The organism is Mesorhizobium sp. L103C131B0, assembly GCF_000502275.1.
GTDB lineage: Bacteria > Pseudomonadota > Alphaproteobacteria > Rhizobiales > Rhizobiaceae > Mesorhizobium.
In genome coordinates, this window is sequence record NZ_AYXC01000002.1 from 704,677 (window position 1) to 719,543 (window position 14,867).

16 protein-coding genes are annotated in these 14,867 nt (G+C 62.5%); 10 read left to right on the forward strand and 6 right to left on the reverse strand.

What is annotated here, in order from left to right:
* Positions 1–43 precede the first annotated feature (43 nt).
* The 6 genes from rpmH (at position 44) to yihA (ending at position 4,903) form a co-directional block, all read left to right on the forward strand.
* Complete coding sequence (gene rpmH, locus X730_RS1000000165845; protein ID WP_008833937.1) at positions 44–178, forward strand: 50S ribosomal protein L34; 135 nt, start codon at positions 44–46, stop codon at positions 176–178.
* Positions 179–194: 16 nt separating this feature from the next.
* Positions 195–548: a ribonuclease P protein component gene (gene rnpA, locus X730_RS157940; protein WP_023672264.1), complete on the forward strand. Its 354-nt coding sequence runs from the start codon at positions 195–197 to the stop codon at positions 546–548.
* A gap of 14 nt (positions 549–562) precedes the next feature.
* Complete coding sequence (yidC, locus tag X730_RS157935; protein ID WP_023739770.1) at positions 563–2,377, forward strand: membrane protein insertase YidC; 1,815 nt, start codon at positions 563–565, stop codon at positions 2,375–2,377.
* A gap of 345 nt (positions 2,378–2,722) precedes the next feature.
* Positions 2,723–3,289, forward strand: a complete 567-nt coding sequence (locus tag X730_RS157930; RefSeq protein ID WP_023825799.1) for a fasciclin domain-containing protein — start codon at positions 2,723–2,725, stop codon at positions 3,287–3,289.
* A 319-nt stretch (positions 3,290–3,608) separates the two neighbouring features.
* Positions 3,609–4,247, forward strand: a complete 639-nt coding sequence (locus X730_RS157925) for a CatB-related O-acetyltransferase (protein WP_023673243.1) — start codon at positions 3,609–3,611, stop codon at positions 4,245–4,247.
* Positions 4,244–4,903 carry a ribosome biogenesis GTP-binding protein YihA/YsxC gene (yihA, locus tag X730_RS157920; RefSeq protein ID WP_023728101.1) on the forward strand — a complete coding sequence of 220 codons (660 nt, stop codon included), beginning with the start codon at positions 4,244–4,246 and terminating at the stop codon, positions 4,901–4,903. Before X730_RS157925 ends, yihA begins: the two co-directional genes overlap by 4 nt.
* A 66-nt stretch (positions 4,904–4,969) precedes the next feature.
* Here yihA and X730_RS157915 read toward each other — a convergent pair whose 3' ends face one another.
* Positions 4,970–5,713 carry a TetR/AcrR family transcriptional regulator gene (locus tag X730_RS157915; RefSeq protein ID WP_023825800.1) on the reverse strand — a complete coding sequence of 248 codons (744 nt, stop codon included), beginning with the start codon at positions 5,711–5,713 and terminating at the stop codon, positions 4,970–4,972.
* A gap of 146 nt (positions 5,714–5,859) precedes the next feature.
* On the opposite strand from X730_RS157915, the gene X730_RS157910 reads away from it, so the two are divergent.
* Complete coding sequence (locus tag X730_RS157910) at positions 5,860–7,041, forward strand: HlyD family secretion protein (protein WP_023696024.1); 1,182 nt, start codon at positions 5,860–5,862, stop codon at positions 7,039–7,041.
* 21 nt (positions 7,042–7,062) lie between these two features.
* Positions 7,063–8,661 carry a DHA2 family efflux MFS transporter permease subunit gene (locus X730_RS157905; RefSeq protein ID WP_023825801.1) on the forward strand — a complete coding sequence of 533 codons (1,599 nt, stop codon included), beginning with the start codon at positions 7,063–7,065 and terminating at the stop codon, positions 8,659–8,661.
* 118 nt (positions 8,662–8,779) lie between these two features.
* Here X730_RS157905 and X730_RS157900 read toward each other — a convergent pair whose 3' ends face one another.
* The 5 genes from X730_RS157900 to X730_RS157880 form a co-directional block, all read right to left on the reverse strand.
* Positions 8,780–10,327 carry an FAD-dependent monooxygenase gene (locus tag X730_RS157900; protein WP_031196659.1) on the reverse strand — a complete coding sequence of 516 codons (1,548 nt, stop codon included), beginning with the start codon at positions 10,325–10,327 and terminating at the stop codon, positions 8,780–8,782.
* 153 nt (positions 10,328–10,480) lie between these two features.
* Positions 10,481–10,981, reverse strand: coding sequence for a peptide-methionine (R)-S-oxide reductase MsrB (msrB, locus tag X730_RS157895; RefSeq protein ID WP_023736961.1), 501 nt, complete (start codon positions 10,979–10,981; stop codon positions 10,481–10,483).
* A gap of 208 nt (positions 10,982–11,189) precedes the next feature.
* Entirely contained in the window at positions 11,190–11,747 is a 558-nt protein-coding gene (locus X730_RS157890) for a fasciclin domain-containing protein (RefSeq protein WP_023825803.1), read from the reverse strand.
* A gap of 224 nt (positions 11,748–11,971) precedes the next feature.
* A complete protein-coding gene (locus X730_RS157885; RefSeq protein ID WP_023825804.1) occupies positions 11,972–12,694 on the reverse strand; it encodes an anti-sigma factor in 723 nt (240 codons plus the stop codon).
* Positions 12,691–13,230 carry a sigma-70 family RNA polymerase sigma factor gene (locus tag X730_RS157880; RefSeq protein WP_023673234.1) on the reverse strand — a complete coding sequence of 180 codons (540 nt, stop codon included), beginning with the start codon at positions 13,228–13,230 and terminating at the stop codon, positions 12,691–12,693. The genes X730_RS157885 and X730_RS157880 overlap by 4 nt, the downstream gene beginning before the upstream one ends.
* Before the next feature lie 465 nt (positions 13,231–13,695).
* Between X730_RS157880 and X730_RS1000000168515 the strand changes: the two genes are divergently transcribed.
* Entirely contained in the window at positions 13,696–13,848 is a 153-nt protein-coding gene (locus X730_RS1000000168515) for a hypothetical protein (protein ID WP_245261314.1), read from the forward strand.
* A gap of 100 nt (positions 13,849–13,948) precedes the next feature.
* The gene (gene argB / locus X730_RS157870; protein WP_013528489.1) at positions 13,949–14,842 is read left to right on the forward strand and encodes an acetylglutamate kinase; all 894 of its coding nucleotides are present in this window, start codon (positions 13,949–13,951) and stop codon (positions 14,840–14,842) included.
* The last annotated feature ends 25 nt before the right edge of the window (positions 14,843–14,867 follow it).

The following is a 14,867-nucleotide window of genomic DNA, read 5'->3' on the forward strand; positions in this document are numbered from 1 at the left end:
GTGACAGAATCAAGAAGGGCCGCACCCCGCGGTATTAAAACAAATGAAGCGTACCTACCAACCGTCCAAACTCGTCCGCAAACGCCGGCACGGTTTCCGTGCTCGCATGGCCACCAAGGGTGGTCGCGGCGTCGTCGCAGCTCGCCGCAACCGCGGCCGCAAGCGGCTCAGCGCCTGAACGGAAGACGAGATCGTTGCCCGCAACCGGCAAGCCAGTGGGACCAAACCCCAAGCGGCTTCTGAAACGTGCGGAATTCCTGGCCGTCCGCCGCGGTGAAAAGCGGCGCGGGCGGCTTTTTCTCGTCGAAGTTCTCGACCGCAATGACGGCCTGCCGCCGCGCGTCGGCTTCACCGTCACCAAGAAGGTCGGCAATGCGGTTGTCCGCAACCGCGTCAGGCGGCGGCTGAAAGAAGCCGTGCGCACCCATGCCGCAAGTGACATGGCGCCCGGCAATGACTATGTCATCGTCGGGCGTGAAGACGTGCTCACCATTCCGTTCGGCCAGTTGAAGGCCGAACTCTCCCGCCGTCTCAGCGGAACACGATAGGCCAAGGGCTTTCGATGGAAAACAACCGGAACTTCTACATCACCATCGTCTTGTCGGTGCTGATCCTCGGGCTGTGGCAATATTTCTATGTGCTGCCGCGCAGCGAACAGCAGCGCGAGGCGGCCCGCATCGAAGAGCAGCGGGCGGCGGAGCAGAAGAAGGCGGCCGAGGCCGCCAACCCCGGCGGCACGCCGGCGCCCGCAGCGCCCGGCGCCATTCCAAACGCGCCCGGCACCTATGTCACGACGCCGGAAGGCCGCGCGCAGGAAGTGGCCAAGACGGCCCGCGTCAACATCGACACGCCGAGCCTGTCGGGCTCGATCAACCTGGCCGGCGCGCGTCTCGACGACCTAAAGCTCAAGCACTATACCGAGACGGTCGACAAGACATCGCCGCAGATCCAGCTGCTCAATCCGCAGGCGCTGCCCACCGGCTATTATGCCGAGATCGGCTTTGTCGGCAGCGACACGACCGGCACGGTGCCGGGCCCGGAAACGGTCTGGAGCGTCGACGGCAATGCGACTCTGACGCCGGCGACGCCAGTGACGCTGACCTTCACCAACGACAAGGGCCTGACCTTCAAGCGCACGATCTCCGTCGACGGCGACTACATGTTTACCGTTTCCGATGCGGTGCAGAATTCAGGCTCGGCCCCGGTCACGCTGTCCAATTACGGCCGCGTCATCCGTTTCGACAAGCCAGCCATTGCCAGCTCCTATGTGCTGCATGAAGGCCTGATCGGCGTCACGGGAACCGAAGGCCTGCAGGAGCACAAATACGCCGACATCGAGAAGAACAAGCTCTATACGCCGAGCAAATCGACCGATGGCTGGCTTGGCATCACCGACAAATATTGGGCGGTCACCCTGGTGCCGACCGAGAAGCAGCCCTTCCAGCCGCACTATGCCTATTACGACAATGGCCGCCCGCGCTACCAGTCGGACTTCCTCACCGACCCGATCACCATTGCCGCCGGCCAGTCGGCGACGGTGGAGACCGAGATCTTCGCCGGCGCCAAGGAAGTCAACAAGATCAACGCCTACGCCCAGGACCGCCAGATCAGGCTGTTCGACCGGCTGATCGATTGGGGGTGGTTCATCTGGATCACCAAGCCGATGTTCTACCTGATCGACACGCTGTACAAATTCTTCGGCAATTTCGGTCTGGCCATCCTTGCCACCACCGTCGTCGTCAAAACCCTCTTCTTCCCGCTCGCCAACAAATCCTATGCGTCGATGGCGAACATGAAGAAGGTGCAGCCCAAGATGCTCGAGATCCGCGAGAAATACGCGGACGACAAGATGAAGCAGCAACAGGCGATGATGGAGCTGTACAAGACCGAGAAGATCAATCCGCTCGCCGGCTGCTGGCCGGTGGCACTGCAGATCCCGGTGTTCTTCTCGCTCTACAAGGTGCTCTACATCACCATCGAGATGCGGCACGCGCCGTTCTTCGGCTGGATCCAGGATTTGGCCGCGCCCGATCCGACCTCGGTCTTCAACCTGTTCGGCCTGCTGCCCTTCGCGCCACCGGCATTCCTGCCGCATATGGGCGCCTGGGCGGTGGTCATGGGCATCACCATGTTCCTGCAGATGCGCATGAACCCGACGCCGCCGGATCCGACGCAGGCGCAGATCTTCACCTGGATGCCGGTGATCTTCACCTTCATGATGGGCAGCTTCCCGGCCGGCCTCGTCATCTACTGGGCCTGGAACAACACGCTGTCGATCCTGCAGCAGGGCGTGATCATGAAGCGCCAGGGCGCCAAGATCGAATTGTGGGACAATCTGACGGCATTGTTCCGAAAGAAACCCTCGCCGGCTGAATAGAAGGCGCTATTCCGGCAATCAAAGCCCCGGCTCGTCCGGGGTTTTTGTGGACGAGGCGCGCATCACGTTCCCGTGAGGCGCGAAACTTGCGGCGTGCAACCGGCGTGGCTGCTGCTTGTACCGCCAAGGCCGATCAACACCGATCAGCTCTAATCCGAAGACCGCTGTTTTTGATCCGTGACCCCGTCATGTCCATCGCGGGGATGCGGCGCGTGGAATGGGCATACGCCTTTAAGTGTTTGTTATCATTATCCTTTTTTACTCTGCACCGAAACTTTCCCGCAATCGCCGCGTAACTCTTCCCGACAATCGAATCAACAATTGTCGCACCAGAAGGGTTCTCCAATGGCAAAGTCCATCCTCAAGGCATTCTGCTTTTCCGCCGGCCTGGCTCTATCGGGCCTCGCAGCTACGACGGCCTATACGCTCGCCAATCCCGCCGTTGGCGGCGCTGCGATGCTGACCTCCAAGAACATCGTCGAGAACGCCCTCAACTCGCCGATCCACAAGACGCTGGTTGCCGCCGTCAAGGCCGCCGGCCTGGTCGACACGCTGGAAAGCGCGGGACCCTTCACGGTGTTTGCGCCGACCGATTCCGCCTTCAAGAAACTGCCGGCCGGCACCGTCGCCACGCTGGTGAAGCCCGAAAACAAGGACAAGCTGACCAAGATCCTGACCGCCCATGTCGTGGCCGGCAAGATCTCGGCCAAGGAGATGATGACCAAGGCCAAGGCGATGGGCGGCAAGTATGAGATGAAGACCGTTAGCGGCGACACGCTGATCGCCGAGGTCAAGGGCGGCTCGCTCTACATCGTCGACGAGTCCGGCGGCGCCGCCAAGGTGACGGTCGCCGACGTCAACCAGTCGAACGGCGTCATCCACGTCGTCAACAAGGTGCTGTTGCCGAAGTAACGGCTTTACGCTACGGGGAATGACGGCGGGCTGCGACGGGCTTTCTCGGTCTGCCTTCCCCACCTCACGAGGAGGTGCCATTCTTTTGAAGCCGTCTTCGACACCACCGGGGTCCTGCTTGTCCTTCGCAGGGCCCCGTTTTTTTGGGTTTCAGGGCGCCTTAGCCGACGGCGGCGGTCGACCTGATCGTGATCTGCCGCGGCACGAACTGAACATCGAAGCCCAGCAGGGCTCGCTCATCGGGCGATTGGTGCTATAGGGCGGATCACGCCATCTAGAATGGCGGCTTTAATTTGCGCCACTCTCGACGGATCTCGCCATGGACGGACCCAACCCAGACATCAAACACCCCATCCCGATGCACACCCGCGTCGGCTTCCTCAAGCCCCTGGTCACCGCGCCGAATATCGAGATCGGCGAGTTCACCTACTATGACGATCCTGACGGACCGGACAAATTCGCCGAGCGATGCGTGCTGCATCATTATCCCTTCATCGGCGACAAGCTGATCATCGGCAAGTTCTGCGCCATCGCGGAGGGCGCGCGCTTCATCATGAACGGCGCCAACCATGCCATGTCCGGCTTTTCCACCTATCCGTTCAACATTTTCGGTCATGGCTGGGAGCAAGGCTTCGACCCGAAGACGTGGTCACAGGAAGTGCGCGGCGACACGGTGGTCGGCAATGATGTATGGATCGGCATGGATGCGGTGATCATGCCCGGCGTGTCGGTCGGCAATGGCGCCATCGTGGCGGCGAAATCGGTGGTGACGCATGACGTGCCGGCCTATGCGATCGTCGCCGGCAATGCGGCAAAGGTGGTGAAGATGCGTTTCGACGACAGGACGGTGCGGCGGTTGCTGGCTGTGGCGTGGTGGAATTGGCCGGTGGACAAGATCGGCCGCAACCTCAACGCCATCCGAGGCGCCGATATTTCCAGGCTGGAGGCAGCGATTTGAACGCGCTGGGCAACGCTGTCATCGGCACCGACCTGTTCACCAAGGGGTGGATCTTCATCCGCGGCGTACCGGCGATGAAGTTCCTGCCGCCGGAGGGGCCGCCGGAGATCGCCTTTGCCGGCCGCTCCAATGTCGGCAAGTCGTCGCTGATCAATGCGCTGGTCGGCCATAACGGGCTGGCGCGCACCTCCAACACGCCGGGGCGCACACAGGAGCTCAACTATTTCGTGCCGGGCGGGTTTTCCGGCGAAGGCACCGACCTGCCGCCAATGGCGCTGGTCGACATGCCGGGCTACGGCTATGCCAGCGCGCCGAAGGAAAAGGTCGACGATTGGACCAAGCTGGTCTTCGACTATCTCAAGGGCCGCGTGACGCTGAAGCGGGTCTATGTGCTGATCGATTCCCGGCATGGCATCAAAGCCAAGGACGACGAGGTGCTGTCACTGCTCGACAAGGCGGCGGTGTCCTACCAGATCGTGCTGACCAAGACCGACAAGATCAAGGCCGCCGGCGTGCCGCGGCTGATCGAAGAGACATTACTGAAGATCAAGAAGCGGCCGGCGGCGTTTCCGTTCGTGCTCGCCACGTCGTCGGAAAAGGGCGAGGGTCTGGACGAACTGCGCGCGGCGATCGTGCTGGCGGCCAATGGCGGTTAAAAGCAACTCCAGGAAAAGTGTGAAGCGGTTTTCCGTCCGAAGTTGCGAAAAAAGACCTTTGGCTAACTAGGCCTTTGCCTTTGGCTTCGCCTCCCCGGCGATCATCTGGTGGCCTTCTTCCTCGGCAAGCTTTTCGGTGCCGTAGGACTTCAGGAACAGGCTGACGCCCGACCGTACGATGTGGTCGATTTCATCCTGGCTCGGCGCCTTGGTGCGGTAGGCGAAGATGCACTGGCGAAACAGGCCGGCGAGGCACAGTTCGGTGAATTGATAGGCGGCAAGATCGACATCATCGATCTTGAGCAGGCCGCGTTCTATGGCTGCGTTGAGGAACTTGACCACCTTGTCGTGGCCGCGTTTGGGGCCGCGTTCGTAAAACCGCGCGCCCATGTCCGGTATCCTGTCGGAGGCGCCGATCACGGTGCGTTGCGCCTGGATGACCTTGGCCGAGGTGATCTTCATCGACAGCACCTTGCCGAATTTCACCAGCGCCTGGCGCAGATCGTCGGCGCGGTCGAGCATGTCGTACATGTTCTTGAAGATGGTGCCGCGCTCTTCCTCGATCAGCGCCTCGAACAGCTCTTCCTTGTTGGCGAAGTAGACATAGATCGTGCCCTTGGAGACGCCGGCCTCGCGGGTAATGTCGTTCATCGACGCCGCTTCGAAGCCCTTGTCGATGAACACGCGCCGCGCGCCCTCGATAATCTGGCTGCGCTTGACCGGATCCTGGCCCGCCGCCGGGCGGCCGCGACGCGCACTATCCAGCACATCGCACGGATCATTTTCGACGTCGGGTAACGTGTCGGCCATTAAAGTCACACCTCGCGAAATAATTCGAACCGAGCGGTTCGATTGCTCTTGATATGGGCCTGCTTTAGCGCTATGTCAACGTTCGCATCGAACCGAACGGTTCAGTATAACACATTTTCCTTATGTAGCTACGGTAGCGAGATATCATGTCCTCGAACACGCCAACCACCGCCGAAGTCCGCCCCTTTCCCAACGCCAAGGTCTCGCCGGTTATCGAAGCGCCGGAAGCGCCCATCAAGCCTGCCGCCGAAGTTTTGGCCGAGGTGCCGGCCAAGAAAAAGCGGTCGGCTCGCTCGTTCATGCTGCCGATCGTCGGCCTCGCTCTGCTCAGCGCCGGCGCCTGGTATGGCTATAATTACTGGACCGACGGCCGGTTCCTGATCTCGACCGACGATGCCTATGTCCAGGCCGACATGTCGTTCGTCTCGCCGAAGATTTCCGGCTATGTCGATCAAGTCAAGGTCTCGGAGAACCAGCAGGTCAAGGCCGGCGATCCGCTGCTGACGATCGACGACGGCGACTACAGAATAGCCGTTGCCCAGGCGGAGGCGCAGATCGCCACGCTGGCCAAGACGCTCGACCGTATCGACGCGCAGACCAAGGCGGCGCACGCTTCGCTGCAACAGGCGCAGGCGCAGAAGGTCGCCGACCAGGCGGCAGCCGACAATGCCGCTCGTGCCCAGCAGCGCGCCGCGCAACTGGTCAAGACGCATGTCGGCACGCAGGCGCAATTGGACGACGCCCAGACCGCTCTCGACCAGGCCAATGCAGCCCTTGTCGGCGCCGACGCGCAGATTGCAGCCGCACAGGCCAATATCGGCGTGTTCGAAGCGCAACGCGCCGAATCGGCCAGCACGCTGGCTTCGCTGCGGCTGAACCGCGACAAGGCCGCGCGCGATCTGTCCTTCACCGTGCTCAAGGCGCCTTATGACGGCGTCGTCGGCAACCGCTCGGTCGAGCAGGGCGACCTCGTCAGCCCCGGCCAGAAGCTCGCCGTCGTGGTGCCGCTGGACAAGCTCTACATCGTTGCCAACTTCAAGGAGACGCAGCTGGCCAAGCTGGTGCCCGGCGAGAAGGTGCGGGTCTCGGTCGACGCCACGGACGGCCATGATTTCGAAGGCACGGTGTCGTCGCTGGCGCCGGCTTCGGGTGCGGTGTTCTCGCTGCTGCCGCCGGAAAATGCCACCGGCAACTTCACCAAGGTGGTGCAGCGCATCCCGGTTCGCATCGACGTGCCGGCCGATGTGCTGAAGGCAGGCAGGCTGCGCGCCGGCCTGAGCGTCGTTGTCGCCGTCGACAGCCGCACGGCTCCGGCCGCGGCGAACTGAGCGAACGCCGGGAGCAATGCCATGGCAACCGCAACCATAACAGCAGGAGCGGCGCCGGTGCCTGCCATGCCGGCGGTACCGACGACCATCTCGACGCGCCGCCTCATCGCCTTCCTGGCGATGGTGTTCGGCATGTTCATGGCGATCCTCGACATCCAGATAGTCTCAGCCTCGCTGGCCGAGATCCAGGCCGGCCTCAGCGCCAGTTCCGATGAAATCCCATGGGTGCAGACCGCCTATCTGATCGCCGAAGTGGTGATGATCCCGCTGTCGGGCTTCCTCAGCCGGATGCTGTCGACGCGCGTGCTGTTTGCAGGCGCCGCGGCCGGCTTCACGGCGGCCAGCGCGCTGGCCGCGACCGCCACCAACATCGACCAGATGATCGTCTACCGCGCCATCCAGGGCTTTATCGGCGGCGGCATGATCCCGAGCGTTTTCGCCGCCGCCTTCACCATCTTCCCGCCGTCGCGCCGCGCCATGGTGTCGCCGATGATCGGCCTGGTGGCGACGCTGGCGCCGACCATCGGCCCGACCGTCGGCGGCTATATCAGCCATGCCATGTCGTGGCACTGGCTGTTCCTCATCAATGTCATTCCAGGCATTCTGGTGACGGTCACGACCTGGACCCTGATCGATTTCGACAAGCCCAATCTCGGCCTGTTCAGCAAGTTCGACTGGTGGGGCCTTGCCGGCATGGCGGCGTTTCTCGGCTGCATGGAATATGTGCTCGAGGAAGGTCCGAACCATGACTGGCTGCAGGAACAGGCCGTGTTCATCTGCGCCATCATCATGGTTGTCGGTGCGGCGCTGTTCTTCTGGCGTGCCTTCACCGCCGAGGAGCCGATCGTCGATCTCAGGGCCTTCACCAACGTCAATTTCGCCTTCGGTTCGCTGTTCTCCTTCGTCATCGGCATCGGCCTGTACGGTCTGACCTATCTCTACCCGGTGTTCCTCGGGCGCATCCGCGGCTACGATTCCATGATGATCGGCGAAGCCCTGTTCGTCAGCGGCCTGGCGATGTTCGTCACTGCGCCGATTTCCGGCATCCTGTCGAGCAAGATGGATTTGCGCATCATGATGATGATCGGGCTGTTCGGCTTCGCTGCCGGCACATGGTGGATGACGCATCTGACCGCCGACTGGGATTTCTGGGAATTGCTGATCCCGCAGATCCTGCGCGGCAGCTCGATGATGCTGTGCATGGTGCCGATCAACAACATTGCGCTCGGCACCTTGCCGCCGGACCGGCTGAAGAACGCGTCGGGCCTGTTCAACCTGACCCGCAACCTCGGCGGTGCGGTCGGCCTTGCCGTCATCAACACCGTGCTGATCGATCGCAGCGCCTTCCACTACGCCAGGCTGGCCGAGCATGTGGAATGGGGCAGTGCGGCGGCGCAGACCAAGCTGCAGAACATGACGCTCGACTTCCAGCAGACGCCTGGTCTCGACGCCACCAAGGCCGCGATCTCCAAACTGTCGGGCATGGTCCAGCAGCAGGCGTCGCTGCTGTCGTTCATGGATGTGTTCACCATGCTGACCGTGCTGTTCGCGACCATGGCGGTCTTTACCCTGGTCATCGCCAAGCCGGCGCCCGCGGGCAGCGGTGGCGGAGGCCATTGAGCGCGCCGGACCCCCCCGCCTGGCGCCCTCATGTGTGACCCCGGAAATCACCCCCGATTTCCGGGGTCACGCTTAAGCATCGATCGTTATCAAGCTCCTTGGTCGAACACCCGGCGCGCTATGCTGCGGCAGGCGGCCCAAACCATTTGGTCAGCGAGTCGGTTAGCCCGGCTGCTTCAGGGCCGCCGACCCAGGCCACATAACCGTCAGGCCGGACCAGCACTGCGCGTGGGGCTTCGACTGCCCCCAGCACCGGAAGCTCCCATGCGCCATCGTAGCTGGCGTCGACCAGCTGAATCCGCTCCACCCACTGGCCGATACCAAAAGCGCCGGGCTCACCAAGATTAAGCAGCAGCGGCCGGGCGTCATGCAGCAGGGCGAAAACCGGCAGCGGACCGGCAGCGGTGACGAGGTCGAGATCCGGCATGCGACGCCCCAGCAGCGGATGCCCCTCGCCAAGATCGTAGTGGATGTCCAGGCCGGACAACATGCCGGCAAAACGCTTGCGCGGTTCTTCCATGCCGAGAAGTTCCGACACTGTATCGCGCAGCGCCTTGGTGCGCTCGTCTTCGCGACGGAGCACGACCGACGCCATGGTGTTTTTCATCACACGCGCGGCAATCGGGTGGCGCTCTGCCTGGTAGCTGTCGAGCAGGCTTTCGGGCGCAGTTTTCCTGACCACCTGGGCAAGTTTCCAGCCCAGATTGACCGCGTCCTGCACGCCGGTCTGCAGCCCCTGTCCACCGTCCGGCGGATGCACGTGCGCGGCGTCGCCGGCCAGCAGCACCCGCCCCTTGCGGTATGAGGCTGCCTGCCGGGTCATGTCGGTGAAGCGGGCCAGCGATGTTGGATTGTGGACGCCGTAATCGGTGCCGTAGACGGCAATGAGCGCCTCGCTGAGCTCATGCAATGTGGGCACGCCGCCGGCCCCGACCTCGCGTTCGGTCACCAGCACCCGTACCGTACCGTCTTCCAGTCTGCTGAGGCCGTGAATTCCGATGGCGTCGCGGTGGATACCCCATTGCGGCTCTTCTGTTACCTCGACCTCGGCAATCAAATTGCTGATTGTCGGCTCGGAACCGGGGAACTCTATGCCAGCCGCCTTGCGCACGAGACTTCTGCCGCCGTCGCAACCGACGAGATAATCGGCACGAAGCGACCCGCCATCTGTCAGCGCGACATCGACGCCGCCTGCATCCTGCACGAAGCCTGTCACCTCGCGGCCACGGTAGACCGTGACGCCAAGTTCATCGACCCAGCAGGCAAGGATCCGCTCTATGTGCTTTTGCCACAGCGCCAGCCCGTAATTGTGGCGGGTGGGGAAGTCGCTGATGTCAAGCGAAACGCCGGCGAAGCCTGCGACCTGTGCGGTCTGGCCTTGCGACAGGAACCGATCGGCAATGCCGCGCTGGTCGAAGATCTCGATGGTGCGCGAATGCAGGCCGCCCGAGCGCGCGCCCGCGAGATCCTGGTTCTCGCGCCGCTCGACGATGGCGACATCGATGCCGGCCAGGGACAGTTCGCCGGCCAGCATCAACCCGGTCGGGCCGCCGCCGGCGATCACCACTTGATGGGAGATACGCGGCCGGTCCGCATCAACACCGCCGGTCGATTTGGAGGTCGATTTGGGCTCGCCGTCGCGAGCCCGTGCTTCAGTTCGTTGCATAGGTTCTGGCCCTCTCGTTAAGGGCTGCGGAATCTACGCATAAAAAGCCGTCTGCCAATTCTTGAAGTTGACTGTTTTCGCCCCATTTCAAGAGATAGGGGGCGGTCGTCACACCGGCGCCAAATCCCCACCCCGCTAAAAGACGCCGAACGGTCAGGCAGTGGCCGGCTTGAAGCTGAGCGCAACGCCGTTGATGCAGTGGCGCAGGCCGGTGGGTGCGGGACCGTCATCGAAGACATGGCCGAGATGACCGCCGCAGCGGCGGCAATGAACCTCGGTGCGGGTCATGCCCAGAGAACGATCCGTGGTCTTGCCGACGCTGTTGGCGATCTCCTGCCAGAAGCTCGGCCATCCGGTACCGGAATCGAACTTGGTCTCCCAGGAATAGACCGGCAGGTCGCAGCCGGCGCAGGCGAAAATGCCTTTGCGGTGCTCGTTGAGCAGCGGGCTGGTGCCGGGATATTCGGTGCCTTCCTTGCGCAGCACATTGAAGGCTTCATCCGACAGGATGGCGTGCCACTCGGCGTCGGTCTTGGTGACCTCGAAGGTTTCGGCAGCTCTGGCGGACTGGGTTCCGCCCAAGCGTAGCGTTGCCAAGGCGCCGGCGACGGCCGCAAAGGCGACGCCACTCAAAAGCAAGTCGCGACGGTTCATGACGGAAATCCTCCTGCGGATCATTTTGCCAGATTTGGCCGCCACTGGAAAATCAAAAGCCGGTGACGGTTGCCCTGCAAACGAACGCTCCACACCGGCTCCGCGCTTGTTGCGGACGGGATGGAGCGCTCGGTCGTTTGCGCGGCCCGCGAGGGGGAGCCGCGCAATCAGAGAGCTTACCGCCTGTTCGTCGGCGGCAGGGGCTTTGTTACATCTTCGGCAGCAGGACCTTGTCAATGACGTGGATGACGCCGTTCGACTGCTCGACATCGGCGATCGTCACATTGGCGACATTGCCGTTCTCGTCGGTTACGGTGACCTTGCCGCCGTCAGCCTTGAGCGACAGCTCGCAGCCGCCAACCGTCTTGACCTTATGGGTGCCGCCATCGGCCTTGGCCATCGAGGCGACATCGGCGCCCATCGCCTTGGCGCCGATGACATGGCAGGTCAGGATCTTGGTGAGCTTGTCCTTGTTCTCGGGCTTGAGCAGCGACTCGACCGTGCCAGCCGGAAGCGCGGCGAAGGCCTCATTGGTCGGTGCGAAGACGGTGAAGGGGCCAGCGCCCTGCAGCGTCTCGACCAGGGCGGCAGCCTTGACGGCGGCGACCAGTGTCGTGTGATCCTTCGAATTGACGGCGTTCTCAACGATGTTCTTGTTGGCGTACATGGCGGCGCCGCCAACCATCGGATTCTCGGCATAGGCGATTGTGGCGAGGGCGGAGACGGCAATGGTACCGGCGAGCAAAAGGGTGGCGATTCTACGCATAGTGTTCGAACTCCTCGGGGTTATTGTTTCCTCTTTCGGGAACATGAGGAGATACGGAATAGAACTGCCTGAGTTTCCGCGCGCCGGGAAAAATTTATCCTTTATCTTGTCGGCGGATTATCTCCGGAGATCGAATCTCTAATCTCCAGCAGCGTATCCAAAACGAAAACAGCGGAAGATCTACTTCCGCTGCCTTCATTATCAGGTCATGGTTTTACGATCTATCAGATGCCCTTCAGGTCGCCCGCGGCAACGACCGGTCCGGTCGGCTGTCCGGTCGTCGAACCGCCCGTCGGCTCGACGCTGACGGCAAGCACGGCGCCTTGCGCCAGCTTCTGCTGCACGGCCCGGGTAACCGGGATATGGGCGATCTGGCCGGCGGGGATGACGCCCATCGAGACCGGAGCATTCTTGCCTTCGATCATCCACAGTTCGAAGTCCTTGCCGGCGGCGCGTTCGCCCGAAACCAGCGACAGGCCGACATCGCGGCGGGAAGCGTCGTAGACGACGAGGTATTTGACGTCGCTGCCTTCGGCGGCCAGCGAGGCGACGAGGCGCTCCTGTGGCACGACGACCGGCGACCTGATGTAGGGCACGGCGACATAGAGCACCAAGGCCGCGAGAGCCGCTGCGGTGAGGCCGCGCCAGAAGCTAAGGCTGGACCACAGGCTGCCGCTCGGGGCCGTCGTCGACGCCGCGGTGGAGGAGAACAGCCGGCGATCGATAGCCGGCTTGATGGTGGCCGGCGGCTCTACCTCAGCATAAGCGGCAGCCATCGGCGAGAGGTTCACTTCCCAGGAATCGACGAGACGGGCAAAGCCGGTCTCCGCGTCGATGCGTCCGGAGGCTATCTGGCGCTCATCCGCCGGCAGCACGCCGAGAACGTATTCGGCTGCGAGCAGGTCGTCGCCTCCACGTTCCGGTCCATTTTCTTCTGCCAGGGTCATCTTTCCAGACATTCTCTAAGTTTCAACAGGCTGCGGCGCAGCCATGTCCGCATCGTGTTGAGCGGAACCTTGTGACGTTCCGCGAGCTCGGCGTAACTTTCGCCGTTCAAATACGCACCCCGAACGGCTTGCGCCCGGTCTTGTTCCAACTCTTCAAGGCACTGATAGATGCGCTCGGATTCACCGCCCGCAACAACCATAGCCTCTGGCCCGGGACCGGGGTCAGCCACGTCGAGCGCGGCATCGATATCGGCAGCAGGCTTGCGTCGCGACCGGATGCGATCAATCGCATGATTGCGTGCTATGGCCACCAGCCAGGAGATTGGGCTTAGATCGGAAACAGCGAAACGATCCGCCTTCGTCCACACTTTGACGAAGACCTCTTGCAGCGCTTCTTCCGCATCTCCGCGATCCTTCAATACACGAAGGCACACGCCGAAAAGTTTCGCACTGGTTTGCCGGTAAAGCAGATCGAACGCAGTCCGATCCTTCATCGAGGTCCGGACAATCAGGGTGGAGATATCCTGCGGCGTCATACGGACAAGCTAAGCGATCACAATTTGTTTGCAAAGGCAGAAATCTTGTTGTCCACGCAATCGATGTCCGCGCCCAATCGCCAGTAATCGCCGGTCGGTTGCCAAGGAAATCGGCTGTCGTCAGCCTCCCGCAGATAGGGGAACAGAAATGTCGGCCGAACGGATGCTGTGGGAGAACGATGCGACCGGCTTGGCAGAGCTGTTGCACAGAGGCGAGATCTCGCCGCCGGACCTTGTCGATGCTGCGATCGCGCGCGCCGAGGCAACCCGATCATTGCGCATCCGCCGCTTGCCTGCGCGCCATGGACCCGAAGGGGGCCGACGAGCTAATCGAAACCTGCTCGACAAATTGCATCTGACCCGTCTCTTGGAGATCAGATCCCTGTTTCGGCAATTGATGGACAGAGCCTGTGGTTCACCCACTGGCCGGCGATCCAGAATGTCAGCGGCCAGCCGTCGATCGCGCTGCCGGTCCATGTCACCGATGCCGGCCTGCCGCTCGGCATCCAGGCCGTCGGCCGCCCCGGCGACGAGCAGACGCTTTTGTCGCTCGCTGCGCAGATGGAGAAGATTTCCGGCTGGCTGGCGCGGCGGGCGCCGCTCAAGGTGCCGGCCTGATCCGGCAGATTTCATCATCGGGACAGCAAAGCTGTTTGCGGCCTGGGCCAATTCCCGCTAAGACGCCGCCGTCCTTACCCGCATCCAGGGAACCATGCCGATGACGGAGATCACCGCCACCGCCGAAATGCAGGCCGCCCTGCTCTCGCGGGCCCTGCCCTATATGCAGCGCTACGAGCACAAGACGGTGGTGGTGAAATATGGCGGTCATGCCATGGGCGATATCGAGCTCGGCAAGGCTTTCGCCCGTGACATCGCGCTGCTGAAGCAGTCCGGCGTCAACCCGATCGTCGTCCATGGCGGCGGGCCGCAGATCGGCGCCATGCTGGCCAAGATGGGCATCGAATCCAAGTTCGAAGGCGGACTGCGCGTCACGGATCAGAAGACGGTCGAAATCGTCGAGATGGTGCTGGCCGGTTCGATCAACAAGGAGATCGTCGCGCTGATCAACGCCGAGGGCGAATGGGCGATCGGCCTGTGCGGCAAGGACGGCAACATGGTGTTCGCCGAAAAGGCGCGCAAGACCATGATCGACCCGGATTCCAACATCGAGCGTGTGCTCGATCTCGGTTTCGTCGGCGAACCGGTCGAAGTCGACCGCACCCTGCTCGACCTGCTGGCGCGCTCCGAAATGATCCCGGTGCTGGCGCCGGTGGCGCCCGGCCGCGATGGCCATACCTACAACATCAATGCCGACACCTTCGCCGGCGCCATCGCCGGCGCCTGCCAGGCGACGCGCCTTTTGTTCCTGACCGACGTGCCCGGCGTGCTCGACAAGAACAAGAAGCTGATCGACGAGCTGACGGTGGCCGAAGCCAAGGCGCTGATCAAGGACGGCACGGTGTCGGGCGGCATGATCCCCAAAGTCGAGACCTGCATCGAGGCGATCGAGCGCGGCGTCGAAGGCGTCGTCATCCTCAACGGCAAGACGCCGCATGCGGTGCTTCTGGAACTGTTCACCGAACACGGCGCCGGCACGCTAATCGTGCCCTGATCGGCAACTGGCTTGGCGGCCAGTT